This is a genomic window from Pseudomonas monteilii (assembly GCA_001534745.1).
Lineage (GTDB): Bacteria > Pseudomonadota > Gammaproteobacteria > Pseudomonadales > Pseudomonadaceae > Aquipseudomonas > Aquipseudomonas alabamensis.
Genome location: CP013997.1, coordinates 3,854,245 through 3,879,614, shown reverse-complemented (window position 1 = coordinate 3,879,614; position 25,370 = coordinate 3,854,245). Strand labels below are relative to the sequence as shown.

Here is a 25,370-nt window from a genome sequence, read left to right as displayed (position 1 = left end):
CCATAGACGCGCCTTCGAGCGCTTTCGTGTCGACACGAAGGTCTCACAGGCGCGTTCGTCTTTGTCATCCTATCCCTTTGTTTGCGAGGAGGAGCACCATGGGTGCGCCCAACGGGTTGGCCTGTTATTCCGACCCCGCTGACCACTACTCTCACCGCGTGCGCCTGGTGCTCGCGGAAAAGGCCGTCACCGTCGAAGTCGTCGAGGTCGAGGCGGGTCGCCTGCCGGCACATCTGACCGAGATCAATCCCTACGGCAGCGTGCCGATGCTGGTCGACCGTGACCTGGCGCTCTACGAGTCCAGCGTGCTGATGGAGTACCTCGAGGAGCGTTATCCTCATCCCTTGCTGCTGCCGGTCTATCCCCTGGCACGTGGTAACACGCGCCTGCTGATGCACCGCGTCCAGCGCGACTGGTGCACGCAGGCCGATGTCATCCTCGACGAGCGCTTGCCCGATGCCCAGCGCGCCGTGGCCCGCCAGGCCCTTCGCGAGAGCCTGGTCGGCGTGGCGCCGGTGTTCGCTAGGTTCGCCTGTTTCATGAGCGAGGAGCAAAGTCTGGCCGACTGCTGTCTACTGCCGATACTGTGGCGTCTGCCACTGATGAACATCGAGTTGCCACGGCAGGCCAAGCCGCTGGCCGATTACATGGAGCGACAGTTCGCTCGCGAGCCTTTCCAGGCGAGCCTGTCCGCTGCCGAACGCGCAATGCGCAATGCTTAAGGAGCCGTTGATGAACTCCAGTCGCCCTTACCTGGTGCGCTCGCTCTACGAGTGGATCGTCGACAACGATTGCACACCTCACATGCTGGTCAACGCCGACTACCCGGCTGTCCAGGTCCCCCAAGGTTTCGCCAGTGACGGCCAGATCGTCCTGAACATCTCGCCCAGTGCCGTGCGCAACCTGCACATGGACAACGAAGCCGTGAGCTTCGAAGGGCGTTTCAGTGGTGTCGCGCACACGCTGTACGTGCCGGTGCCCGCTATCCTGGGTATCTACGCCCGTGAGAACGGCCAGGGCATGGTCTTCGAGCTGGAGCCTGCGCTGATGGATGAGGAGGATGCCGAGGCAGGCTTCGATGAGCTGCCGGGTGACGACTCGCCGGACGACGGCGGTCAGCCTCCTCGTCCCAGCGGGCCGCCGAGCCTGAAAGTGGTCAAGTAGGCATGAAAAAGGCGACCCTCCAGGGGTCGCCTTTTTTCGGCGCGGCGTGACGGATCAGCGCTTCATGTGCGCCGGCAGGTGCGGCTGGATCGCCGTCAGCACGGCCTTGAAGCACTTGACGTTGCCAGCGACGATGTGGCCCTTGTCGAGGAAGTCGTGGCCGCCATTGAAGTCGCTGACCAGGCCGCCTGCTTCCTGGATCAGCAGCACGCCTGCGGCCATGTCCCACTCGGACAGGCCCGACTCCCAGAACGCATCGAAGCGACCGGCCGCGACGTAGGCCAGGTCCAGGCTCGCGGCGCCTGCGCGGCGGATGCCGGCGGTCTGGCCGGTGAGGGCGCGGAACATGCCCAGGTAGTTGTCCAGATCGCCGAGCTGGTCGTCACGGAACGGGAAGCCGGTGCCGAGCAGGGCGCCTTCGAGGCTGCTGCGCGAGCTGACGCGCAGGCGACGGCCGTTAAGCTGGGCGCCACGGCCGCGGCTGGCGGTGAACTCTTCCTGGCGAACCGGATCGACGATCACGGCGTGCTCGAGGCGACCCCGGTATTTGCAGGCGATGCTGACGGCGAAGTGCGGGATACCACGCAGGAAGTTGGTCGTGCCGTCCAGTGGATCGATGATCCACAGGTAATCCTTGCCTTCCTCGCCGGTGCCGGCATGCAGACCTGTCTCCTCGCCCTGGATGGAGTGGTTCGGATACGCTTTGCGCAGGCTGTTGACGATGCTCTGCTCGGCGGCGCGATCGACTTCCGAAACGTAGTCCTTGGCGTTCTTCTCGTCGACCTTGATGGTATCCAGGCGTTCGATGGAGCGGAAGATCAGTTCACTGGCGCTGCGAGCGGCGCGCAGCGCGATATTCAGCATAGGCTGCATGGGTGGGTCACCTGGAGTGTTAAAGAAAGCCGCACATTCTAGCAGAAAAGTTCGCGCGCTGAAGCGTGACGTTCGCTTTCGTGGCGCTGGCGAGGTGCCTTCTGTAAGATTCTGCCTCCGCCCACTGCCTCCGCGAGCGCATTACCGTGCTGCAAAACATTCGTGTCGTCCTGGTCAATACCAGCCACCCCGGCAACATCGGCGGCGCTGCGCGTGCCATGAAGAACATGGGTCTGTCGCGCCTGGTGCTGGTCCAGCCGCAGCAATTCCCGTCGCCCGAGGCCTCCGCCCGGGCCTCGGGGGCCGATGACGTGCTGACCGACGCCGTCGTGGTCGACAGCCTCGAAGAAGCGCTGGTCGGCACCCGCCTGGTGCTGGGCACCAGTGCCCGCGACAGGCGTCTGCCCTGGCCGCTGATCGATCCGCGCGAATGCGGTCGTGCAGTGATCGAGCATGCAGCCCTCGGCGAGGAGATCGCCCTGGTGTTCGGGCGCGAGCATGCCGGGCTGACCAACGATGAGCTGCAGCGTTGTCATTTCCACGTGCACATCCCGTCCAACCCTGACTTCAGCTCGCTGAACCTGGCCGCTTCGGTGCAGGTGCTGGCCTATGAGGTGCGTACCGCCTGGCTGGCCAGTGGCGGGCAGGGCGCTTCATCGTCGAAGCCGGCGGCCACCCCGTCGGAGCTGGCGACCATGGACGAAATGGAATTGTTCTATCAGCACCTCGAGCAGGCGTTGGTGGACATCGGCTTTCTCGACCCGGAAAAGCCTCGTCAACTGATGCCGCGCCTGCGGCGTCTGTACGGGCGCAGTGCGGTCGAGCGTACCGAAGTGAGCATCCTGCGCGGCATTCTCACCGAGACCCAGAAAGTGGCCCGGGGCGAGCCGCACAAACGGAAGGACCGATAGATGTTCGAGCGTCTGCGTGAAGATATCCAGAGCGTGTTCCACCGCGACCCAGCGGCGCGCAATGCCTTCGAGGTGATGACCTGCTATCCGGGCATGCATGCCATCTGGCTGCACCGGCTGGGGCACGCGCTGTGGATCCGTGATTTCAAATGGCTGGCGCGGCTGGTCTCCAACTTCGGCCGTTGGTTGACGGGGATCGAGATTCACCCGGGGGCCAAGGTCGGGCGGCGTTTCTTCATCGATCATGGCATGGGCATCGTGATCGGCGAGACGGCCGAGATCGGTGACGACGTGACGCTCTACCAGGGGGTGACCCTGGGTGGCACCAGCTGGAACAAGGGCAAGCGTCACCCGACCCTGGAAGATGGCGTGGTGGTCGGCGCAGGGGCCAAGGTGCTCGGCCCGTTCACCGTCGGCGCGGGCGCCAAGATCGGCTCCAATGCCGTGGTCACCAAGGAAGTGCCTGCCGGGGCCACCGCCGTCGGCATTCCGGGGCGCATCATCGTCAAGGCCGAGGACGGCGAGGTCGAGGCCAAGCGCAAGGCCATGGCGGCGAAGATCGGGTTCGATGCCTATGGCGTGAGTGGCGACATGCCCGACCCGGTGGCCCGGGCCATCGGGCTTCTGCTCGATCACCTGCAGGCAGTCGATGGTCGTCTGGAAGAGGTCTGCGGCGAGCTGAGCAAGCTCGACAGCAGCTACTGCGCCAAGGACATGCCCGCCCTGCGGGACGAGGACTTCGCCGAGGTCAAGCAGGACGTGCAGGGCGACACCCCGCCACATTGACAGCGGGCAGGTACGGCGCGTGTGCTCATGCGCCGTACCTGCTATGATGCGGGCCGTCTTTCGGGGTTAATTCCGACTAAAGCAGTAGGTTTTATAGTTGACTTGAATGCTCGGAAATTGCATAATCCCGTCCACTATCCTGTAACTCCCGTGGTACCCGATAGCCATGCGATTGACTACCAAAGGCCGATACGCGGTGACTGCCATGCTCGATCTGGCATTGCATGCCACGCATGGACCGGTATCGTTGGCCGACATCTCCGAACGCCAGGGCATTTCCCTTTCCTACCTGGAACAGTTGTTCGCCAAGTTGCGTCGCAACAGCCTGGTTTCCAGCGTACGAGGCCCCGGCGGCGGCTACCAGCTGTCCCGAGGCATGGACACCATCCAGGTCTCGCAAGTCATCGACGCGGTCAACGAGTCGGTCGACGCTACCCGTTGCCAGGGGCTGGGCGATTGCCATGGTGGCGATACCTGCCTGACGCACCACCTGTGGTGTGACCTCAGCGAGCAGATCCACACGTTCCTCAGTGGTATCAGCCTGGCCGATCTGGTCATCCGCCGAGAAGTCCAGGAAGTTGCCCACCGCCAGGACCTGCGCCGTGTCGCGGGCCGTTCCGCCCACCTGGACAAGATTGAGACGTCCGCCGTCGAATGACCGTTTCGACGAGCGGCGCGACCGCCTGATAGGAGATACGAAATGAAGTTGCCGATCTACCTCGATTACTCCGCGACCACGCCAGTCGATCCACGCGTCGCCCAGAAAATGGTCGAATGCCTGACGCTCGACGGAAACTTCGGTAACCCGGCGTCGCGCTCGCACCTGTTCGGCTGGAAGGCCGAAGAGGCCGTCGAACACGCTCGCCGCCAAGTGGCCGAACTGATCAACGCCGACCCGCGCGAGATCGTCTGGACCAGTGGCGCCACCGAGTCGGACAACCTGGCCCTCAAGGGCGTGGCGCATTTCTACGCCACCAAGGGCAAGCACATCATCACCTCGAAGGTCGAGCACAAGGCGATCCTCGACACCGCTCGCCAGCTGGAGCGTGAAGGCTTCGAAGTCACCTACCTCGAGCCTGGCGAAGACGGCATCGTCACCCCGGCCATGGTCGAGGCGGCCCTGCGCGATGACACCATCCTGGTGTCGATCATGCACGTGAACAACGAAGTCGGCTCCATCACCGACATCGCCGCGATCGGCGAACTGACCCGCTCGCGTGGCGTGCTGTTCCACGTCGATGCCGCGCAGTCGGCCGGCAAGGTCGAGATCGACCTGCAGAAGCTCAAGGTCGACCTGATGTCGTTCTCCGCGCACAAGGTCTACGGGCCCAAGGGCATCGGCGCGCTGTACGTCAGCCGCAAGCCGCGCGTGCGTCTGGAAGCGGGGATTCACGGTGGCGGCCACGAGCGCGGTATGCGTTCCGGCACCCTGCCGACCCACCAGATCGTTGGCATGGGTGAAGCCTTCGCCATCGCCAAGCAGGAAATGGCCGCCGAGAACGTGCGCATCAAGGCCCTGAGCGACCGCTTCTTCAGCCAGGTCTCCGACCTCGAAGAGCTGTACATCAACGGCAGCAGCACCGCCCGCGTACCGCACAACCTGAACCTGAGCTTCAACTACGTCGAAGGCGAGTCGCTGCTGATGTCGCTCAAGGACATCGCCGTCTCGTCCGGCTCGGCCTGCACCTCCGCGTCGCTCGAGCCGTCCTACGTGCTGCGTGCACTGGGTCGCAACGACGAGCTGGCGCACAGCTCCATCCGTTTCTCCTTCGGCCGTTTCACCACCGAAGAAGACGTCGACCATGCCGCCCGCAAGGTCTGCGAAGCGGTCAGCAAGCTGCGTGAACTGTCGCCGCTGTGGGACATGTACAAGGACGGCGTCGACATCTCCAAGATCGAATGGGCCGCCCACTAAGCAGCCGCCAAGCAGTCGCCGGCAAGAGCGGCTCCCAGATGAGGAAGGAATTGCACCATGGCATATAGCGAAAAGGTCATCGACCACTACGAAAATCCGCGCAACGTCGGCAAGATGAACGCCGAGGATCCCGATGTCGGTACCGGCATGGTCGGCGCTCCGGCGTGCGGCGACGTGATGCGCCTGCAGATCAAGGTCAACGAGCAGGGCGTCATCGAAGATGCCAAGTTCAAGACCTACGGTTGCGGTTCGGCCATCGCCTCCAGCTCGCTGGCCACCGAGTGGATGAAGGGCAAGACCCTCGACGAAGCCGAAACCATCAAGAACACCCAGCTGGCCGAAGAACTGGCCCTGCCGCCGGTGAAGATCCACTGCTCCGTGCTCGCCGAGGACGCCATCAAGGCGGCCGTACGCGACTACAAGCAGAAGAAAGGTTTGCTTTAACTCGCCTGTCGCAAGGTAAGGAGTCTCGATGGCTATCAGCATGACAGAAGCCGCCGCCAACCATGTGCGGCGTTCCCTCCAGGGTCGCGGCAAGGGCGAAGGCATTCGTCTGGGCGTGCGCACCACCGGCTGCTCGGGCCTGGCCTACGTGCTGGAGTTCGTCGACGAACTGGCCGATGAAGACCAGGTCTTCGAGAACCACGGCGTGAAGGTCATCATCGACCCCAAGAGCCTGGTCTACCTCGACGGCACCGAGCTGGACTTCGTCAAGGAAGGGTTGAACGAAGGCTTCAGGTTCAACAACCCCAACGTGCGCGGTGAGTGTGGCTGCGGCGAAAGCTTCAACGTCTGAGGCTGCCGTGGGTACTCCTTGCCATTTCGCCCTGTTCGACCTCCAGCCGGCATTCCGCCTGGACCTCGATGCGCTGGCCGTTCGCTACCGTGAACTGGCCCGCGAGGTCCACCCGGATCGCTTCGCCGATGCGTCCGAACGTGAGCAGCGCCTCGCGCTCGAGCGCTCCGCCGCGCTCAACGAAGCCTACCAGACCCTGCGCAGCGCCCCGCGGCGCGCCCGCTACCTGCTGGCCCTTGATGGGCAAGAGGTGCCTCAGGAAGTGACGGTCCACGACCCGGACTTCCTGATGCAGCAGATGCAGTGGCGTGAAGAGCTCGAGGAGCTGCACGACGAGGCCGACCTCGACGGTGTCGCGGTCTTCAAGCGCCGCGTCAAGGCTGCGCAGAGCGCGCTCGACGAGGCCTTCGCCGCCTGCTGGGACGATGCAGCACAGCGTGAACAGGCCGAACGCCTGATGCGCCGCATGCAGTTCCTCGACAAGCTCGCCCAAGAAGTGCGCCAACTCGAAGAGCGCCTCGACGATTAACCCGGTGTCGACCGTGACGACGCCTAAGGTATTCAGATAAGCATGGCCCTACTGCAGATCGCCGAACCCGGTCAGACCCCCCAGCCGCACCAGCGGCGCCTGGCGGTGGGTATCGACCTGGGCACCACCAATTCCCTGGTCGCCGCCGTACGCAGCGGCCGCAGCGAGCCGCTGCCCGACGCCGACGGTCAGGTCATCCTGCCTTCGGCCGTGCGCTATTCGGCCGAAGGCACCCAGGTCGGCCAGGGCGCTCGCGCCGCCGCCGCCCTCGACCCGCTCAACACGATCCTGTCGGTCAAGCGCCTGATGGGGCGTGGCCGCGCCGACGTGCGGCAGCTGGGCGAGCAATTGCCCTACCGCTTCGTCGATGGCGAGTCGCACATGCCGTTCATCGACACCGTGCAGGGCCCGAAAAGCCCGGTCGAGGTGTCGGCCGACATTCTCAAGTCGCTGCGTCAACGCGCCGAAGAGACCTTGGGCGGCGAACTGGTCGGGGCGGTGATCACCGTTCCGGCCTACTTCGACGACGCCCAGCGCCAGGCCACCAAGGACGCCGCGCGTCTGGCCGGCCTGGAAGTGCTGCGGTTGCTCAACGAACCGACGGCAGCCGCCGTGGCCTACGGCCTGGACCAGAACGCCGAAGGCGTGGTCGCCATCTACGACCTGGGTGGCGGGACCTTCGACATCTCGATCCTGCGCCTGACCGCCGGGGTCTTCGAGGTGCTGGCCACTGGCGGTGACACCGCGTTGGGCGGCGACGATTTCGACCATGCCATCGCCACCTGGATCATCGACCAGGCCGGGCTGGACAACGACCTCGACCCCTCGACCCAGCGCCAGCTGATGCAGACCGCCTGCGCCGCCAAGGAAGCCCTGACCGACGCCGAGTCGGTCGAGGTGCGCCATGGCGCCTGGACCGCTCAGCTGACCCGCACCGCCTTCGACGCGATGATCGAGCCGCTGATCGCCCGTAGCCTCAAGGCCTGCCGTCGCGCCGTGCGCGACAGTGGCGTGGAGCTGGAGGAGGTCGCCGAGGTGGTGATGGTCGGCGGTTCGACCCGCGTGCCTCGAGTGCGCGAGGCGGTCGGTGCGCTGTTCGGGCGTACGCCCCTGACGTCCATCGATCCCGATCAGGTCGTGGCCGTCGGTGCCGCCGTCCAGGCCGACACGCTGGCCGGCAATCGCCGCGAAGGCGGCGACCTGCTGCTGCTCGACGTGATCCCGCTGTCGCTCGGTCTGGAGACCATGGGCGGCCTGATGGAAAAGATCATTCCGCGCAACACCACGATTCCGGTGGTGCGCGCGCAGGAGTTCACCACCTACAAGGATGGCCAGTCGGCCATGATGATCCATGTGCTGCAGGGCGAACGCGAGCTGGTCAGCGACTGCCGCTCCCTGGCGCGCTTCGAACTGCGTGGCATTCCGGCGATGGTGGCGGGCGCTGCGAAGATCCGCGTGACCTTCCAGGTCGATGCCGACGGCCTGCTCGGCGTCGCGGCGCGCGAGGTGGGTTCCGGCGTGGAGGCCAGCATTCAGGTCAAGCCATCCTACGGCCTGACCGACGGCGAAATCGCCCGCATGCTCAAGGACTCCTTCGAGCATGCCGGCAGCGACAAGCAGGCGCGCCAGCTGCGCGAGCACCAGGTCGATGCCGAGCGGCTGCTCGAAGCGGTCGACGGTGCCCTGCAGGCCGATGGCGAGCGCCTGCTCGACGAAGAAGAGCGTCTGGCGATCCAGATGCAGATGCAGGACCTACGTGATTTGCTGACCGGCACCGATGGCCCCGCCATCGAGCAACAGACCAAGCGTCTGTCGCAGGTGACCGACGCGTTTGCCGCCCGTCGCCTGGATTCGACGGTCAAAGCCGCATTGGCCGGGCGCAACCTGAATGAGATCGAGGAGTAACCGATGCCGCTGGTGACATTCCTGCCGCATGAGAAATTCTGCCCCGAAGGGCTGACCGTGGACGTGCCAGCCGGGACCAACATCCTGGAACTGGCCCATGACCATCACATCGAGATGGAAAGCGCCTGCGGCGGCGTCAAGGCCTGCACCACCTGCCATTGCATCGTGCGCCAGGGCTTCGATTCGCTCGAAGAGGCCGACGAGCTCGAGGAAGACATGCTGGACAAGGCCTGGGGCCTGGAAGCGCAGTCGCGCCTGGGTTGCCAGGTGGTGGTGGCCGATGAGGACCTGACCATCGAGATCCCCAAGTACTCGCTCAACCACGCCGCTGAAGCGCCGCACTGAGGGCCGTCTGCATGAGTCTGAAATGGGTTGACGTACTTGAGATCGCCATCCAGCTTGCCGAAAGCAAGCCGGACGTCGATCCTCGCTATGTGAATTTCGTCCAGCTGCACAAATGGGTGCAGGAGCTGCCGGAGTTTTCCGACGATCCCAAGCGCGCCGGTGAAAAGGTGCTCGAAGCCATCCAGGCGGCGTGGATCGAAGAAGCCGACTGAGTCGCTTCGGCAGGTTAGGCAATCCCCTGGAACCCGCGTATAATCCGCGGGTTCAATTTTTCGCAACACTCAAATTCCGGAGTTTTCCATGGCTGTTCAACGTACTTTCTCCATCATCAAGCCTGACGCCGTTGCCAAGAACGTGATCGGCAAGATCACCTCGCGCTTCGAAGAAGCCGGCCTGCGCATCGTCGCTTCCAAGATCAAGCAGCTGTCCAAGGCCGAAGCCGAAGGCTTCTACGCCGAGCACAAAGAGCGCGGCTTCTTCGGTGACCTGGTTGCCTTCATGACCTCCGGTCCTGTCGTGGTTCAGGTGCTGGAAGGCGAGAACGCCATCGCGCGCAACCGTGAGCTGATGGGCGCCACCAACCCGAAAGAAGCCGCTGCCGGCACCATCCGCGCCGACTTCGCCGAGTCGATCGACGCCAACGCCGTGCACGGTTCGGACTCCGAAGCCGCTGCCGCTCGCGAAATCGCTTACTTCTTCGCTGCTACCGAGGTAACCACTCGCTAAGCGAAGGCTGACGAGTGAGGGTGAATCCATGACGACATCTGCTGAAAAGATCAACCTGCTGGGGCTGACCCAGCCGGAAATGGAACAGTTCTTCGACTCGATCGGGGAGAAGCGCTTCCGTGCCGGGCAGGTGATGAAATGGATTCACCACTTTGGCGTCGATGATTTCGACGCCATGACCAACGTCGGCAAGGCCTTGCGCGAAAAGCTCAAGGGCGTTGCCGAGATTCGCGCGCCGGAAGTGGTCAGTGAAGACATCTCCGCCGACGGAACGCGCAAGTGGGTGGTCCGCGTTGCCTCTGGCAGCTGCGTCGAGACCGTCTACATCCCTACCGACGACCGTGGCACCCTGTGCGTGTCGTCCCAGGCCGGCTGTGCCCTGGACTGCAGTTTCTGCTCCACCGGCAAGCAAGGCTTCAACAGCAACCTCACCGCCGCCGAAGTCATCGGTCAGGTGTGGGTCGCGAACAAATCCTTCGGGACCGTCCCGGCCAAGATCGACCGCGCCATCACCAACGTGGTCATGATGGGCATGGGCGAGCCCCTGCTGAACTTCGACAATGTCATCGCCGCCATGAAGATCATGATGGACGATCTGGGCTATGGCATTTCCAAGCGTCGCGTCACCCTGTCGACCTCCGGCGTGGTGCCGATGATCGACGAGCTGGCCAAGCACATCGACGTTTCCCTGGCGCTGTCGCTGCACGCGCCGAACGATGAGCTGCGCAACCAGCTGGTGCCGATCAACCGCAAGTACCCGCTCAAGATGCTGCTGGACTCGTGCCTGGGCTACATGGCCACCCTGGGTGGCAAGCGCGTGCTGACCATCGAGTACACGCTGCTCAAGGACGTCAACGACCAGCCGCAGCACGCGGCCGAAATGATCGAGCTGCTGCGCGACGTGCCGTGCAAGATCAACCTGATCCCGTTCAACCCGTTCCCGCACTCGGGCTACGAGCGCCCCAGCAACAACGCGATCCGGCGCTTCCAGGACCTGCTGCACCATGGTGGCTTCAACGTTACCACCCGGACCACCCGTGGCGAGGACATCGATGCCGCCTGCGGGCAGCTCGTCGGCCAGGTCATGGACCGCACTCGACGCAGCGAGCGTTACATCGCCGTGCGCCAGCTCAACGCTGACGCCGAGATGAACGACGGCGCCGCAGGCAACTGACGGAACCGCGCCGATGACCCTGCGCGCCGCGCTGTCGATGCTGTCGCTCTCGCTGCTGGCCGGTTGCGTCACCAGCGGCGCGGTCGATCCGCTCGCCAGTCGCGAGGGCAGGGCGCAGGCGGGGCGGGCTTCCGTACAGCTGGGCCTGGGCTACCTACACCAGGGGCGGGTGCAGCAAGCCAAGGTTCCCCTGATGCGCGCGCTGGCGCTCGACCCCCGGGATGCCGACGCCCATGCGGCCCTGGCACTGGTGGCGCAGGCCGAAGAAGATGACGAAACCGCCAGGACGCATTTTCGTACCGCCCTCGCCACGCGCCCCCATGACGCACGAATCTGCAACAACTTCGGCAGTTTCCTTTATGCTCGTGGAGAATTTGCCCAGGCCGAGCAGATGTTTCGCCAAGCGGCCAGCGATACGCTGTATCCTGAGCGTCCGCAGGTGTACGGCAACCTGGGCATGACGGCCCTGAAGCTCGGTCGTCGCGACGAGGCCCAGGCCTACCTGCGCAAGGCCGTCACGCTCGATCCCCATCAGCCACGTGCCTTGCTGGCGCTGGCCGAGCTGTCGCTCGATGAAGGCGACCTGGAGCAGGCGCGTGACTACCATGAGCGTTTCAAGCAGGTGGCCGAACCCGGTCCACGCAGTCAGGCGCTGGAACGGCGGCTGTCGCGCGAGACAGACGCCGGCAGGCAGGCGACCGCCTCGGACCGCGCCCTGAATGGACTTTACCCCGGCACGCCGGACTATCAGCACTACCTGTCGGAGCAATGATGAAAGCCGCGCATCCCGAACTAGCAGCAGCGACTGGCCAGCATCCCGGTGAGCGCTTGCGTCAGGCCCGCGAAAGCCGTGGCTGGACCCAGGCTGAAGTGGCCAGCAAGCTCAACCTGACCGTCAGTTCGCTGAACCATCTCGAAACGGGCGCCTTCGATCGGCTGCCCGGACACACCTTCGCACGCGGCTACATCCGCGCCTATGCGAAACTGCTCGACCTGGACCAGGCGCCCCTGGTCGATGCCTTCGATCAGCACACCGGCACCCACGCCAAGGGCAGCGACGTGCATTCGCTGGGCCGTATCGAAGAACCCATGCGCCTGTCCCACAACATCCTGCGCGGCGTCAGCCTGCTGCTGTTGCTGGCCGTCGTGGGCGGCGGGTTCGCCTGGTGGCAGGACCAGGGTGGTCCGCGCAAGGACGCGGGCAACCTGGCCATGGAGCACGTCGAGGTCGAAAGTGCCGACGGCACGACCCAGATCCATCCGTTGGACGAGCCTGAAGACCAGGCCGTCGCCGCGGGCGAGCAGCCCGAGTCGGCCCCCCTGGCCCTGCCGCAGGCAAGCAATGACGCCGTGGCCGATGCGCCTGCGCCGTCCCAGGGCACTGCGCCGGTGACGGCCTCGAGCGCGCCGGCGACCGCCAGCACCGCACCGGCCGTGTCCGCCGTGACGCCGCCAGCGACGACGACCCAGCCAGCCCCGACGACGGCCCCGGCGCCTGCCGCCGCGCCAGTGGCCGGCCAGGGCCAGTTGGCCATCGATTTTTCCGCCGACTGCTGGACCCAGGTCACCGATGCCACCGGCAAGGTGCTGTCCAGCGGCGTCAAGCGCAAGGGCGATCGCCTCGAGCTGTCCGGCAAGCCACCGCTCGCGGTGCGCCTGGGCTACGCGCGCGGCGCCCAGGTTTCCTATAACGGCCAGGCGGTCGATACCGCACCGTTCACCAGCGGCCAGACCGCCCGCCTCAAGTTGGGACAGTAATCCATGCACGGTGAATCTCCGATCAAGCGCCGCGAATCCCGGAAGATCTGGGTAGGCAAGGTGCCCGTGGGCGGCGATGCGCCCATTGCGGTGCAGAGCATGACCAACACCGACACCAACGATGTCGACGCCACCGTCGCGCAGATCACCCGTCTGGTCGATGCCGGTGTCGACATCGTGCGGGTCTCGGTGCCGGACATGGACGCCGCCGAGGCGTTCGGCCGCATCAAGCAGCGGGTTTCGGTGCCCCTGGTCGCCGACATTCATTTCGACTACCGCATCGCCTTGCGCGTGGCCGAGCTGGGCGTCGACTGCCTGCGCATCAACCCCGGCAACATCGGCCGTGAAGACCGCGTCCGCGCGGTGGTCGACGCCGCCCGCGACCGGGGTATCCCGATCCGCATCGGCGTCAACGCCGGCTCGCTCGAAAAGGACCTGCAGAAGAAGTACGGCGAGCCCACGCCCGCCGCCCTGGTCGAGTCGGCCCTGCGCCATGTCGAGCACCTGGACCGGCTGGATTTCCAGGACTTCAAGGTCAGCGTCAAGGCCTCCGACGTGTTCATGGCCGTCGACGCCTACCGCCAGCTGGCCCGCCAGATCGTCCAGCCCCTGCACCTGGGCATTACCGAAGCCGGTGGCCTGCGTTCAGGGACGGTGAAATCGGCGGTCGGTCTCGGTATGCTGCTGGCCGAAGGCATCGGCGATACCATCCGGATCTCGTTGGCCGCCGACCCGGTGGAAGAGGTCAAGGTTGGCTACGACATCCTCAAGTCGTTGCGGCTGCGCTCGCGCGGCATCAACTTCATCGCCTGCCCGAGCTGCTCGCGGCAGAACTTCGACGTGGTCAAGACCATGAACGACCTGGAAGGCCGCCTCGAAGACCTGCTGGTGCCGCTGGACGTGGCCGTGATCGGTTGTGTGGTCAACGGTCCGGGTGAAGCCAAGGAAGCCCATGTAGGGCTGACCGGCGGCACGCCCAACCTGATCTACATCGACGGCAAGCCGTCGCAGAAACTCACCAATGACAACTTGGTGGACGAGCTGGAAAAGCTCATCCGCCAGAAAGCGGCCGAAAAGGCCGAGGCCGACGCGGCATTGATCGCCCGAGGCTGACCGACAGATGCGTAAGGATCTTCCGTGAGCAAATCGCTGCAAGCCATTCGTGGCATGAACGACATCCTGCCCGAGCAGTCGCCGCTGTGGCGTTACTTCGAAGGCACCGTGGCCGGCCTGCTGGATACGTATGGCTACAGCCAGATCCGCACGCCGATCGTCGAGTTCACCGAGCTGTTCAAGCGCTCGATCGGTGAAGTGACCGACATCGTCGAAAAAGAGATGTACACCTTCGAGGACCGCAACGGCGATTCGCTGACGCTGCGTCCCGAAGGCACCGCGGCCTGCGTGCGTGCCGTGCTCGAGCATGGCATCACCGGCAATGGCCAGGTGCAGAAACTCTGGTACATCGGCCAGATGTTCCGCCACGAGCGTCCGCAGAAAGGCCGCTACCGGCAGTTCCACCAGATCGGGGTCGAGGTGTTCAACCTCGACGGGCCGGACATCGACGCCGAGCTGATCATGCTCACCTGGCGCCTGTGGGGCCAGCTGGGCATCCGTGACGCGGTCACCCTGGAGCTCAACAGCCTGGGCACCAGCGAGGCACGTGCCCGCTATCGCGATGCGCTGGTGGAGTTCCTGTCCGCACGCCTGGACCAGCTCGACGAGGACAGCCAGCGCCGTCTCAAGAGCAATCCGCTGCGCATCCTCGACAGCAAGGATGCCGGCACCCAGGCCGTGCTGGTCGATGCGCCCAAGCTCGAGGATCATCTCGACGAGGAATCGCGCCTGCATTTCGAGGGCCTGAAGGCACGTCTGGACGCCGCGGGCATTCCGTTCCGTCTCAACACCAAACTGGTGCGCGGTCTGGACTACTACAGCAAGACGGTGTTCGAGTGGGTGACCGACAAGCTCGGTGCCCAGGGCACGGTCTGTGCCGGTGGCCGCTACGATGGACTGGTCGAACAGATGGGCGGGAAGCCGACCACGGGCGTCGGCTTCGCCATGGGCATCGAGCGTCTGATCCTGCTGCTCGAGACCCTGGGCCAGGTACCGGAATCGATCAGCCGTCAGGTCGACGTCTACCTGTGCGCCTTCGGCGAGCAGGCGGAGCTGGCGGCCTTGCGCCTGAGCGAAGGGCTGCGCGATCGCCTGCCGGGGCTGCGCCTGCAGGTCAACGCCGGGGGCGGCAGCTTCAAGAGCCAATTCAAGAAGGCCGACAAGAGCGGCGCGCTGTATGCGCTGATCATGGGCGACGACGAGCTGGCTGCTCGGCAGGTGGGCTTCAAGCCGCTGCGTGGCCAGGGTGAACAACAGAACATTGCCTGGGATGCCCTGGCCGGGCATCTGGATGCCGCTCTCGCCCAGGCGTGAAGCGGTCGAACAGCCGAATTGCTTAGAAGGAGTATTGGGGTGTCGAGTACCGATGATGACCAGATGGCCGAGGCCAAGGACTGGTGGAACCGTAACGGCAAGCCGCTGCTGACCGGCGCGCTGCTGGCCGCCGCCGTGGTGGTGGGCTGGCAGGCCTGGCACAAGTACCAGGCCAACCAGTCCCAGGGCGCGTCGATCCTGTACCAGGCCCTGTTGGAAACGTCGACGACGCCCAACGGCCAGCCAGACACGACCAAGGTCGCCGAGCTTTCCAGCAAGCTCAAGAGCGAGTATGGCGGTACCGCCTACGCTCAGTACGGCAGCCTGTTCGTGGCCCGCGTGGCGGTCGACGACGGCAAGCTGGACGATGCCGCCGCCGAGCTCAAGGGCGTGATGGACAAGCCGGCCAACGAAACGCTCGGCGAGATCTCGCGCCAGCGTCTGGCCCGCGTGCTGGCGGCCCAGAACAAGGCCGAAGAAGGCCTGAAGCTGCTGGACGGCGATGCCGACAAGGCCTTCCTGGCCAGCCGTGAAGAACTCAAGGGCGACCTGCTGGTACAGCTGGGTCGTGCCGACGATGCCCATGGGGCCTACGAAAAAGCCAAGGCTGCGCTGTCGGATGACGCCGCGGTCGGTGGCCTGCAACTGAAGCTGGATGACCTGGCCAAAGGGGACGCCTGACGTGATCGGTTGGAAACAAGCAGCAGTGCTGGCCCTTGCCGTTCTGGCAGCGGGTTGCAGCAGCAACAGCAAGAAGGAACTGCCACCGGCCGAGCTGACCCAGTTCACCGAAGAGGTCCACCTCACCAAGCTGTGGAGCCGCTCCATCGGTGACGGCCAGGGCGAGACCTACAACACGCTGGTGCCGGCCGTCGAAAACGACCGCATCTACGCGTCGGACGTCCACGGCGTGGTCATGGCCATGAACCGCAGCAACGGCGACGTGATCTGGAAACAGGACCTGGACCTGCCCGTGTCTGGCGCCGTCGGCGTCGGCTATGGCCTGGTCATGCTCGGCACCCTCAAGGGCGAAGTGATCGCCCTGGATGCCGACACCGGTGAAGAGCGCTGGCGCTCGCGGGTGACCAGCGAAGTGCTGGCACCTCCGGCGAACAACGGTGACGTGGTGGTGGTGCAGACCCAGGACGATCGTGTGATCGGCCTGGACGCCGCCACCGGCGATCGCCGCTGGATCTACGAAAGTACCCCGGCGGTGCTGACCCTGCGCGGTACCGGTGCGCCGATCGTCACCAACCGCCTGGCGGTGGCCGGCTTGTCGACCGGCAAGGTGATCGCCCTGGACACCCAGAACGGCGTGCCGGTCTGGGAAGCGCGGGTCGCCGTGCCGCAGGGCCGTTCGGAGCTGGAGCGCGTGGTCGACATCGACGGCGGGCTACTGCTGTCCGGCGGCGTGATCTACGTCAGCACCTACCAGGGCCGCGTCGCGGGCCTGGACCTGGAAACCGGTCGCTCGTTGTGGCAGCGCGATGCGTCGAGCTACGTCGGTGTCGCCCAAGGGTTCGGTAACGTCTACGTCAGCCAGGCTTCGGGCACCGTCGAAGGCATCGACGAACGTTCGGCCAGTGCCCTGTGGAGCAACGAATCGCTGGCGCGTCGTCAGCTGTCGGCACCGGAGGTGTTCTCCAGCTACGTCGCCGTCGGTGACTTCGAAGGCTACCTGCACCTGCTCAGCCAGGTCGACGGTCGCTTCGTCGGCCGCGAGCGCGTCGACCGGGATGGCCTGCGTGCCCGCCCCCTGGTCGTCGGCGACACACTCTATGTGTTCGGCAACGGTGGCAAGCTCGAAGCGCTGACCCTCCGCTGACGCTATGCTTGAGGCCTTGCCGGCCTCGAGCGGGTACTTCGTGTACCGCATGAACTTCGGCCGCTGCCTTGCAGCGGCCTTTGCATTTTCAAGAATTCACGTATTTGGAGAGCCTCATGGTTCCCGTTATCGCCCTGGTGGGTCGGCCGAACGTCGGCAAATCCACGATGTTCAACCGCCTGACCAAGACCCGCGACGCCATCGTCGGCGACTTGTCGGGCCTGACCCGCGACCGCCAGTACGGCGAGGCGCAGTGGCAAGGCCGCACGTTCATCCTGATCGACACCGGGGGTATCACCGGTGACGAGGTCGGCATGGACGAGAAGATGGCCGAGCAGTCCCTGATGGCCATCGAAGAGGCCGATTACGTCCTGTTCCTGGTCGACGCCCGTGCCGGCATGACCGCCGCCGACCAGATGATCGCCGAGCACCTGCGCAAGCGGAACAAGCAGGCGATCCTGGTGGCCAACAAGATCGACAACATCGACCCGGACACGGCCCGCGCCGAGTTCGCGCCGATGGGCATGGGCAACGCCATCCCGGTGGCCGGCTCCCAGGGCCGTGGCATCAATGCGCTGATGGAATCGGTGCTGGGCCACCTGCCCCGTGACAAGGAAGACGAAGCGCTCGACCAGGACGTCGCCGAAGGCGAGGAGGCTGCGCGCATTCCAGGGCCGAGCGAGAAGGATGGCATCAAGATCGCCATCATCGGCCGGCCCAACGTCGGCAAGTCGACCCTGGTCAACCGCATGCTCGGCGAAGAGCGCGTGGTGGTCTACGACCAGCCTGGCACCACCCGTGACAGCATCTACATCCCGTTCGAGCGTGACGACGAGAAGTACACGCTGATCGACACCGCCGGGGTGCGCAAGCGCGGCAAGATCCACGAGGAAGTCGAGAAGTTCTCGGTGGTCAAGACGCTGCAGGCGATCAAGGACGCCAACGTGGTGATCTTCGTCATGGACGCCCGCGAAGGCGTGGTGGACCATGACCTGAACCTGCTGGGCTTCGCGCTGGAGGCCGGTCGTGCCATCGTCATCGCCTTGAACAAGTGGGACGGTATGGCGCCAGGCGAGCGCGACTACGTGAAGACCGAGCTGGAACGCCGGCTGTTCTTCGTCGACTTCGCCGACATCCACTTCATCTCGGCGCTGCACGGCACCGGCGTTGGCCATCTGTACAAGTCGGTCCAGGCGTCGTTCAAGTCGGCAGTGACCCGCTGGCCCACCAGCCGCCTGACCCAGATCCTCGAGGACGCCGTCAGCGAGCACCAGCCGCCGCTGGTCAACGGTCGCCGCATCAAGCTGCGCTATGCCCACCTGGGCGGCGCCAACCCGCCGATCATCGTGATCCACGGCAACCAGGTCGAGAAGGTGCCTCGCTCCTATTCGCGCTACCTGGAAAACACCTACCGTCGCGTGCTGCGCCTGGTCGGTACGCCGATCCGCATCGAGTACAAGGGCGGTGACAACCCCTACGAGGGCAACAAGAACACCCTGACCGATCGCCAGGTCAACAAGAAGCGCCGCCTGATGTCTCACCACAAGAAGGCGGAGAAAAAGCGCAAGGACAAGCGGTAAGGGCAGCGGCAAGCTGCAAGCTCGTCGCCTGCAGCCGTCGCCCCATCGGACCCCACGGAGCGCCCCATGATCGACAGCAAGTTGCCGAACGTCGGCATGACCATCTTCACCACCATGTCGCAGCTGGCGGCCGAGACGGGCGCGTTGAACCTCTCCCAGGGGTTCCCGGATTTCGACGGGCCCCAGGGCCTGCTGGAAGCCGTGGGGCGGCATGTGCTCGCCGGGCACAATCAATACGCGCCCATGGCCGGACTGCCGGCCTTGCGCGAGCAGGTGGCGCGCAAGATCGCGTCGCTGTACGGCGCCCTCGTGGACCCCGAGCAGGACGTGACCATCACGCCCGGGGCGACCGAGGCCATCTTCTGCGCCATTCACGCCGTGGTCCGTCCAGGCGATGAGGTGATCGTCTTCGACCCGTGCTACGACAGCTATGACCCGGCGGTGCGTCTGGCCGGTGGGCAGTGCGTCCATGTGGCCCTGGACGGTGGCGATTTTCGCATCGACTGGCAACGCCTGAGCGATGCCCTCAGCCCCCGCACGCGCATGATCGTGATCAACTCGCCGCATAACCCCAGCGGAGCACTGCTCACGGCAGAAGACCTCGACCAGTTGGCAGCCCTCATCGAGGGGCGCGACATCCTGCTGCTCAGCGATGAAGTCTACGAACACCTGGTCTACGACGGGGTGCGGCATGCCAGCGTGCTGGCGCATGCGGCCCTGAGGTCGCGTGCCTTCGTGGTCAGTTCGTTCGGCAAGACCTATCACGTGACGGGATGGAAGACCGGTTATGTGGTGGCGCCTGCGCGGCTGTCGGCCGAACTGCGCAAGGTGCACCAGTACGTCAACTTCTGTGGTGTCACCCCGTTGCAGCATGCCCTGGCCGACTTCATGGCGCAGGACCCAGGCCACGTGGAACGCCTGCCGGCGTTCTATCAGGCCAAGCGCGACCTGCTCTGTGGCCTGCTGGCATCGTCACGGTTCACCTTCACGCCCGTCCAGGGCACCTACTTCCAGCTGGTCGACTACAGCGCCATCCGCCCGGACCTCGACGACACCGACATGGCGTTGTGGCTGACGCGGGAGCACGGCGTGGCGACCATCCCCATCTCGGTGTTCTACCAGCGACCGATCGCCGGGCAGCGCCTGGTGCGATTGTGCTTCGCCAAACGTGAGGAGACGCTGCGCCAGGCAGCGGAACGACTATGCGCGATCTGAATGCATTGCCTGACCTGCACCTGGCCCTGGTCCAGACGCACCTGGCCTGGCACGACCCCCAGGCCAACAAGGCCCACCTCGAGACGCTGCTGGCCCAGGTCGGTACGGTCGATCTGGTCATCCTGCCGGAGATGTTCACCACCGGCTTCACCATGCAGTCCGAGGCCCTGGCCGAACCCGAGCTGGGCCCGACCCACGCCTGGCTCAAGGCACAGGCGGCGGCCGTGGGCGCGGTGGTCACGGGCAGCGTGATCGTCCGGGCCGAGGATGGCAGCCACCGTAACCGACTGTTGTGGGCGCGCCCCGATGGCGAGGTGCTGCACTACGACAAACGCCACCTGTTCCGCATGGCCGGTGAGCACGAACACTACACGCCGGGCGAGCGTCAGGTGCAGTTCGAGCTCAAGGGCTGGCGCATCCGCCCGTTGATCTGCTACGACCTGCGCTTTCCGGTGTGGAGTCGGGATGCCCGCGACACCGACCTGCTGCTGTACACCGCCAACTGGCCGGCTGCACGGCGCCAGCACTGGAATCGCCTGCTGCCCGCGCGGGGCATCGAGAACCTCTGTTATGTCGCCGCGGTGAACCGGGTCGGTAGCGACGGCAAGGGGCTGGACTACGCGGGGGACAGCCAGGTGCTGGACTTCCATGGCGACCCCTTGCTCAACGCAGGCGACGCCAACGGCGTGTTCAAGGCCACCCTGAGCGCGGCCGACCTGGCCACCTACCGTGCGCGTTTCCCGGCCGACCTCGACGCTGACGCTTTCGTGCTGCGCTGACAGCGCTTGGGCATCTGCGCAGAAACGGGCCATAGGCCCGGTCCTGCGCGGCAGGCGTCAGTAGACGTCGCGCCGGTAACGGCCTTCCTCGATCAACGCCTGCACCTGGGCATGCCCCAGCACCTCGTTCAACACGGCGTCCACGCCCGAAGCCATGCCTCGCTGGCTGCCGCACAGGTACAGGTAAGCCCCGTCGTCCACCCAGGCACGCAGACGATCGGCCTGCGCCCGTAACGCATCCTGCACGTAGTACTTTTCAGCCTGGTCACGGGAAAAGGCCAGGTCCAGATGGGCCAGATCGCCCTGCTGCAGCCATTGCTGGAGTTCGTGCGCGCAATGCAAGTCGTGATCGCGCTGACGCTCACCGAACAGCAGCCAGTTGCGCGACTCCCCGGCGACGATGCGTGCCTTGAGCAGGCTGCGCAGGCCCGCCAGGCCCGTACCGTTGCCGATCAGGATCATCGGAGCCGGCGTGTCGGGCAGGTGGAAGCCGCTGTTGCGCCGCACCCGCAGGGCGGCCACGCCCCCCTCGGCCAGGTGCTCGGTCAGCCAGCCGGAGCCCAGCCCCAGCACGCCGTGCGCATCCCGTGTCTGGCGCACGATCAGCTCCAGCAGGCCGTCGCTGGCGATCGAGGCGATCGAGTAGTCACGCGGCCCGATCGGTGCCAGCGCGTCCAGCACCGCCTGGGCGTGCAGACCGATCAGGTGCTCGCGCCCGGTCGGTAGCTGAACGCCGGCCAGTGCCACGTCCAGACGCATGAACACGCCGTGACGCTGCACGGGTGTATCGGCCTGCAACCCCAGTTTCGTCACGAAGGCCTGGATGGCCTCGCTGCCATTGCGCGGCATGACCTCCACCAGATCACCGGCCTCCCAGATCGTGGGCGTATCGGCCCTCAATGCCAGGCGGAACACGGGAGCACCCTGGCTGCCCGGGTTGAGCCGCTGGCGTTCGCGAAGCACCCAATGGCCGTAGGACGGCGGCTTCCAGGCGTTGATCGTCTGCACGCCGGTCAGGTTGGCCAGCGCCTGCTGCCAATGACCGAGCGCGAGGGGGTCAGCGTTGTCCACTTCCACGGCAGCGAACGTCTGGTGGGCGCCACAGGTGTCGAGCCAGGCCTGGACCCGTCTGGCGAAACCGCAGAACGCGGGGTATTGCCGGTCGCCCAGGGCGAGCACGGCGTAGTTCAGGTGCGCGAGCGACCAAGCCTGGCCCAGGACTTGGCGCTCGAACAGACGGGCGCTGTCGGGCGGCTCGCCATCGCCGAAGGTGCTGAGCACGAACAGGGCGCGGCGCGTCTCACGCAGCGTCTGCTCGTCCACCGTGCGCAATGGGCGTACCTGCACCGACAGGCCGGCAGCCTGCAAGTGTCCAGCGCTCTGCCAGGCGAGCTGTTCGGCGAAGCCGCTCTGGCTGGCATAGCCGATCAACCAGCTGTCTTCGCCCGGCGCGCCAGGCTGCACCTGCCCACGTGCCGCCCGTGCCTGGCGCTGCTTGCGCCGACGGTCGAGGTACAACAGCCAGCCGGTGACGAAGAACAGCGGCATGGTCAGGCTGGCGAGGGTGACGAGGATCCGCCCTGGCAGGCCAAAGTAGCTGCCGACGTGCAGGGCATAGACGCTGGCCAGCAGCTGCGCCTTGGTGGACTTGGCGTCGAAGCGGTCGTGCTGACGGATGGCGCCGGTCGCCGGGTCGAGCGTCAGGGTGTTGAACGCGCGCTCGTGGGGCGCCTGGTCGAGCAGGTAGAAGACCATGGCCGGCTGACCGGCGGCCATCGGCAGGCGCAGGTTGTAGGCGGCAAGCCCCGGCCCGGCCGCGTCGCGCAGGGTCTGCCAGAGCGCGTCAGGGTTGGTCGATGCACGGGGCGCCTGGGTGGCGTCATCGGACGCCGGAGGCTGGCCCCGTGCCCCCCGTGCATGGCCGGGCGCACCTGCCGCAGGCGCATCGGCGAACAGCCGGTTCAGGCCTTGCCGGTACCACTCGTAGGACCAGAACAGCCCGGTGAGGGCGAACAGCAGGTAGAACAGCAGGCACCAGGTACCGGCCACGGCATGCAAGTCCCACTGGAAGGCACGGCCACGCTTGGCGCCGTCGACCAGCAGCCAGGTGCGCCAGCTCAAGGCGTGCCGGGGCCAACGCAGGTACAGCCCCGACAGGCAGAAGAACACCAGCATCAGCGTGCAGGCCCCCGTGATCTGTCGACCGGTCGCACCCATGGCCAGGAAGCGGTGCAGGCGCAGCATCAGGTCGAAGAAGCCTTGGCCGGTCACGTCTCCCTTTAGCTCGCCGGTGTAGGGGTCGGCATAGCGCAGCTCGCCGCGTCGTTCGCCCGGCGCTGGCGTGAAGAAGACACGTGCGGCATCTGGCCGGCGCAGGTCGACCCAGAGCATCGAGACCTTGTCCTGCTGCGCGGCCTCTACCCGACGGATCAACTCGGCAGGCGGCAACACGCCACCCGGACGCGCCTCGACGGTCCGGACCTCGGGATTGAACAGGCGCAGCAACTCATCCTGAAAGGACCAGATCGCGCCGGTGATCCCCATCACCGCCAGCACCAGGCCTGCCGTGATGCCGAACAGCCAGTGCATCTGGAACATCGTCTTCTTGAACACACCTGTCACCTTGTCTTGCCCTGCGAATGCCGTCGGCGTGCATTATGCGACGAATGCGAACGGTTCGCGCCTTCGAATGTGATGGGGTTCGTGCTTGGAGCCAGGATTCGACGGGCAGGCGAGCGGGGAAAGGCTGCGGTCTGCGTCGAGTGGGGAGGGCATGGCAGCCTCATCGCTCCACTTTCACAGGACCAGACCATGCGATATATCCAAGAGCGTTCTTTCATCGCCAGTGTGACTTCCCGTACCCCCGGGTACGAGGGCGTGCTCGATTCCTTCGAAATCACCGCCAACTCCGTCTACCAACGTACGCACCGCTGGCTGAGCGTCTGCCCCTTCAGTGCCGTCGAGCAGCCTCAGCGTTTCTGGTTCGGCTACTACGAGGGGGATCGTCCCGGGTACCGGGTACGCGCGGTCGAATTCACCGACGGTGATGCCCACTACGAGGCGTGGGAGCTGAGCAAGCAATGGGTCGGCTACGACCTGACGGCGCGTCACCCCGTGCTCTGGCGACTTTGGGCCCATGGAGATCCATTCGGCGTACCGGCGACCGGTGTCCAGGACGGCATCACCATCGCAGCGGTTGGCAGCGTGCCGCTGGGCGTGCGAGATCGGAAAGCCTGGGAGAACCGTTACGTCGAGGCTGGCGCGGCGAACAAGCTGTTCCTGTCCCTGGGCATCGAGCACGTCGGGGTTCAGGCGTTCGACAGCTTCACCCAGTTGAGAGAGTTTCGACGTTGAGCGTCCGCAGAATGGACGCCTGAGGACGGGCCACGGGATTGCCCCGTGGCCCGCTGCCATCACCTTACAGGTAGAAGGCTTTCAGCGGCGGGAAGCCGTTGAATTCGACGGCGCTGTAGCTGGTGGTGTAGGCCCCGGTGGACAGCCAGTACAGGCGGTCGCCGATCGCCAGGTTCAGCGGCAGGCCGTACTTGTAGTGCTCGTACATGATGTCGGCGCTGTCGCAGGTCGGCCCGGCGATCACCACTTCTTCCATCTCGCCCTTCTTCTCGGTCCAGATCGGGAACTTGATCGACTCGTCCATGGTTTCGATCAGGCCCGAGAACTTGCCCACGTCGGTGTACACCCAGCGCTCGACCGCGGTGCGCGACTTGCGCGCCACCAGCACCACTTCACTGACCAGGATGCCGGCGTTGGCGATCAGCGAGCGGCCCGGCTCGAGGATGATTTCCGGCAGGTCGTCACCGAAGTCTTCCTTGAGGAAGCGGATGATCTCTTCGGCATAGGTTTCCAGGCTGTTGGTGCGGGTGATGTAGTTGGCCGGGAAGCCGCCGCCCATGTTGATCAGCTTCAGCTCGATCCCGTCTTCTTCCTTCAGGCGCTCGAAGATCACCTTGACCTTGGCGATGGCCGCGTCCCAGACGCTGATGTCGCGCTGCTGGGAACCGACGTGGAACGAGATGCCGTAAGGCACCAGGCCCAGGTCGCGGGCGAGGATCAGCAGGTCCATGGCCATGTCGGTCTGGCAGCCGAACTTGCGCGACAAAGGCCAGTCGGCGGTGGTCGAGCCTTCGGTCAGGATGCGCACGTAGACCTTCGAGCCCGGTGCGGCCTTGGCGATGTTGCGCAGGTCGGCTTCCGAGTCGGTCGCGTAGAGGCGCACGCCTTTTTCGTAGAAGTAACGAATGTCCTTGGACTTCTTGATGGTGTTGCCGTAGCTGATGCGATCGGCACTCACGCCCTGGTTCATCACCTTGTCCAGCTCGTAGATCGAGGCGATGTCGAAGTTCGAGCCCTTGTCCTTGAGCAGGTCGATGATTTCCACGGCCGGGTTGGCCTTGACCGCGTAGTAGACCTTGGCGAATTCGAAACCGGCGCGCAGGTCGTCGTAGGCCTGGCTGATCATCTGCGTATCGATGAGGACGAACGGGGTTTCCTGCGTGTCGGCGAACGCCTTCATCTTCTGGAAGGTGTCACGCGCGAAATAGTCTTCGACTTGGATCGACATGCTCAGGGACTCCATGGGCAAACGGAATGAATGAGTGGGTGCAGGCGAACGCCCTCCGTATCCCCATGTTGGTTGGCGCG

General features: G+C 65.2%; 27 protein-coding genes. 24 read left to right on the top strand and 3 right to left on the bottom strand.

Going from position 1 to position 25,370, the window contains the following annotated elements; genetic code table 11:
• The first annotated feature begins 98 nt into the window (after positions 1-98).
• Together APT63_16570 and APT63_16565 are read left to right on the top strand one after the other, a co-directional pair.
• Positions 99-722 (top strand): stringent starvation protein A, encoded by a 624-nt coding sequence (locus APT63_16570; GenBank protein AMA47107.1) that lies wholly within the window; start codon positions 99-101, stop codon positions 720-722.
• Positions 723-732: 10 nt separating this feature from the next.
• Positions 733-1,164: a stringent starvation protein B gene (locus tag APT63_16565; GenBank protein AMA47106.1), complete on the top strand. Its 432-nt coding sequence runs from the start codon at positions 733-735 to the stop codon at positions 1,162-1,164.
• A gap of 54 nt (positions 1,165-1,218) precedes the next feature.
• On the opposite strand, the gene APT63_16560 is transcribed toward APT63_16565, so the two are convergent.
• Positions 1,219-2,037, bottom strand: a complete 819-nt coding sequence (locus APT63_16560; protein AMA47105.1) for an inositol monophosphatase — start codon at positions 2,035-2,037, stop codon at positions 1,219-1,221.
• A gap of 146 nt (positions 2,038-2,183) precedes the next feature.
• On the opposite strand from APT63_16560, the gene APT63_16555 reads away from it, so the two are divergent.
• The 21 genes from APT63_16555 (at position 2,184) to APT63_16455 (ending at position 20,708) form a co-directional block, all read left to right on the top strand.
• Positions 2,184-2,948, top strand: a complete 765-nt coding sequence (locus tag APT63_16555) for an RNA methyltransferase (GenBank protein ID AMA47104.1) — start codon at positions 2,184-2,186, stop codon at positions 2,946-2,948.
• Positions 2,949-3,734, top strand: a complete 786-nt coding sequence (locus tag APT63_16550) for a serine acetyltransferase (GenBank protein ID AMA47103.1) — start codon at positions 2,949-2,951, stop codon at positions 3,732-3,734.
• Positions 3,735-3,900: 166 nt separating this feature from the next.
• Positions 3,901-4,392 carry a transcriptional regulator gene (locus APT63_16545; GenBank protein AMA47102.1) on the top strand — a complete coding sequence of 164 codons (492 nt, stop codon included), beginning with the start codon at positions 3,901-3,903 and terminating at the stop codon, positions 4,390-4,392.
• 42 nt (positions 4,393-4,434) lie between these two features.
• The gene (locus tag APT63_16540; protein AMA47101.1) at positions 4,435-5,649 is read left to right on the top strand and encodes a cysteine desulfurase; all 1,215 of its coding nucleotides are present in this window, start codon (positions 4,435-4,437) and stop codon (positions 5,647-5,649) included.
• A gap of 57 nt (positions 5,650-5,706) precedes the next feature.
• Positions 5,707-6,093, top strand: a complete 387-nt coding sequence (locus tag APT63_16535; GenBank protein ID AMA47100.1) for a scaffolding protein — start codon at positions 5,707-5,709, stop codon at positions 6,091-6,093.
• A gap of 28 nt (positions 6,094-6,121) precedes the next feature.
• On the top strand, positions 6,122-6,445 hold the full coding sequence (gene iscA, locus APT63_16530) for an iron-sulfur cluster assembly protein IscA (protein AMA47099.1): 324 nt from the start codon (positions 6,122-6,124) through the stop codon (positions 6,443-6,445).
• 7 nt (positions 6,446-6,452) lie between these two features.
• Positions 6,453-6,974: a co-chaperone HscB gene (gene hscB, locus APT63_16525; protein AMA47098.1), complete on the top strand. Its 522-nt coding sequence runs from the start codon at positions 6,453-6,455 to the stop codon at positions 6,972-6,974.
• 42 nt (positions 6,975-7,016) lie between these two features.
• The gene (gene hscA / locus APT63_16520) at positions 7,017-8,879 is read left to right on the top strand and encodes a molecular chaperone HscA (protein AMA47097.1); all 1,863 of its coding nucleotides are present in this window, start codon (positions 7,017-7,019) and stop codon (positions 8,877-8,879) included.
• A gap of 3 nt (positions 8,880-8,882) precedes the next feature.
• Positions 8,883-9,224 carry a 2Fe-2S ferredoxin gene (locus APT63_16515; protein ID AMA47096.1) on the top strand — a complete coding sequence of 114 codons (342 nt, stop codon included), beginning with the start codon at positions 8,883-8,885 and terminating at the stop codon, positions 9,222-9,224.
• 11 nt (positions 9,225-9,235) lie between these two features.
• Positions 9,236-9,436, top strand: coding sequence for a Fe-S assembly protein IscX (locus APT63_16510; GenBank protein ID AMA47095.1), 201 nt, complete (start codon positions 9,236-9,238; stop codon positions 9,434-9,436).
• Positions 9,437-9,524: 88 nt separating this feature from the next.
• Positions 9,525-9,950 carry a nucleoside-diphosphate kinase gene (locus tag APT63_16505; protein ID AMA47094.1) on the top strand — a complete coding sequence of 142 codons (426 nt, stop codon included), beginning with the start codon at positions 9,525-9,527 and terminating at the stop codon, positions 9,948-9,950.
• 28 nt (positions 9,951-9,978) lie between these two features.
• Complete coding sequence (locus APT63_16500) at positions 9,979-11,124, top strand: 23S rRNA (adenine(2503)-C2)-methyltransferase (protein AMA47093.1); 1,146 nt, start codon at positions 9,979-9,981, stop codon at positions 11,122-11,124.
• A gap of 13 nt (positions 11,125-11,137) precedes the next feature.
• A complete protein-coding gene (locus tag APT63_16495) occupies positions 11,138-11,896 on the top strand; it encodes a pilus assembly protein PilW (protein ID AMA47092.1) in 759 nt (252 codons plus the stop codon).
• Positions 11,896-12,882, top strand: a complete 987-nt coding sequence (locus tag APT63_16490) for a Cro/Cl family transcriptional regulator (GenBank protein AMA47091.1) — start codon at positions 11,896-11,898, stop codon at positions 12,880-12,882. Before APT63_16495 ends, APT63_16490 begins: the two co-directional genes overlap by 1 nt.
• Positions 12,883-12,885: 3 nt before the next feature.
• Positions 12,886-13,995: a 4-hydroxy-3-methylbut-2-en-1-yl diphosphate synthase gene (locus APT63_16485; GenBank protein AMA47090.1), complete on the top strand. Its 1,110-nt coding sequence runs from the start codon at positions 12,886-12,888 to the stop codon at positions 13,993-13,995.
• Positions 13,996-14,019: 24 nt separating this feature from the next.
• Complete coding sequence (locus APT63_16480; GenBank protein AMA47089.1) at positions 14,020-15,309, top strand: histidine--tRNA ligase; 1,290 nt, start codon at positions 14,020-14,022, stop codon at positions 15,307-15,309.
• Between the two features lie 39 nt (positions 15,310-15,348).
• A complete protein-coding gene (locus tag APT63_16475; protein ID AMA47088.1) occupies positions 15,349-15,990 on the top strand; it encodes a GTP-binding protein in 642 nt (213 codons plus the stop codon).
• A 1-nt stretch (position 15,991) separates the two neighbouring features.
• Positions 15,992-17,134, top strand: coding sequence for an outer membrane protein assembly factor BamB (locus APT63_16470; GenBank protein ID AMA47087.1), 1,143 nt, complete (start codon positions 15,992-15,994; stop codon positions 17,132-17,134).
• A gap of 116 nt (positions 17,135-17,250) precedes the next feature.
• Positions 17,251-18,714, top strand: coding sequence for a ribosome biogenesis GTPase Der (locus APT63_16465; GenBank protein ID AMA47086.1), 1,464 nt, complete (start codon positions 17,251-17,253; stop codon positions 18,712-18,714).
• Positions 18,715-18,780: 66 nt separating this feature from the next.
• Positions 18,781-19,929, top strand: coding sequence for an aminotransferase (locus APT63_16460; GenBank protein AMA47085.1), 1,149 nt, complete (start codon positions 18,781-18,783; stop codon positions 19,927-19,929).
• A complete protein-coding gene (locus APT63_16455; protein AMA47084.1) occupies positions 19,917-20,708 on the top strand; it encodes a carbon-nitrogen hydrolase in 792 nt (263 codons plus the stop codon). The genes APT63_16460 and APT63_16455 overlap by 13 nt, the downstream gene beginning before the upstream one ends.
• Positions 20,709-20,765: 57 nt before the next feature.
• Here APT63_16455 and APT63_16450 read toward each other — a convergent pair whose 3' ends face one another.
• Complete coding sequence (locus tag APT63_16450) at positions 20,766-23,321, bottom strand: flavodoxin (GenBank protein ID AMA47083.1); 2,556 nt, start codon at positions 23,319-23,321, stop codon at positions 20,766-20,768.
• Between the two features lie 198 nt (positions 23,322-23,519).
• Here APT63_16450 and APT63_16445 point away from each other — a divergent pair, with 198 nt between their 5' ends.
• The gene (locus APT63_16445) at positions 23,520-24,062 is read left to right on the top strand and encodes a hypothetical protein (GenBank protein AMA47082.1); all 543 of its coding nucleotides are present in this window, start codon (positions 23,520-23,522) and stop codon (positions 24,060-24,062) included.
• A gap of 64 nt (positions 24,063-24,126) precedes the next feature.
• Here APT63_16445 and APT63_16440 read toward each other — a convergent pair whose 3' ends face one another.
• Positions 24,127-25,290 carry an ornithine decarboxylase gene (locus APT63_16440; GenBank protein ID AMA47081.1) on the bottom strand — a complete coding sequence of 388 codons (1,164 nt, stop codon included), beginning with the start codon at positions 25,288-25,290 and terminating at the stop codon, positions 24,127-24,129.
• Positions 25,291-25,370 lie beyond the last annotated feature (80 nt).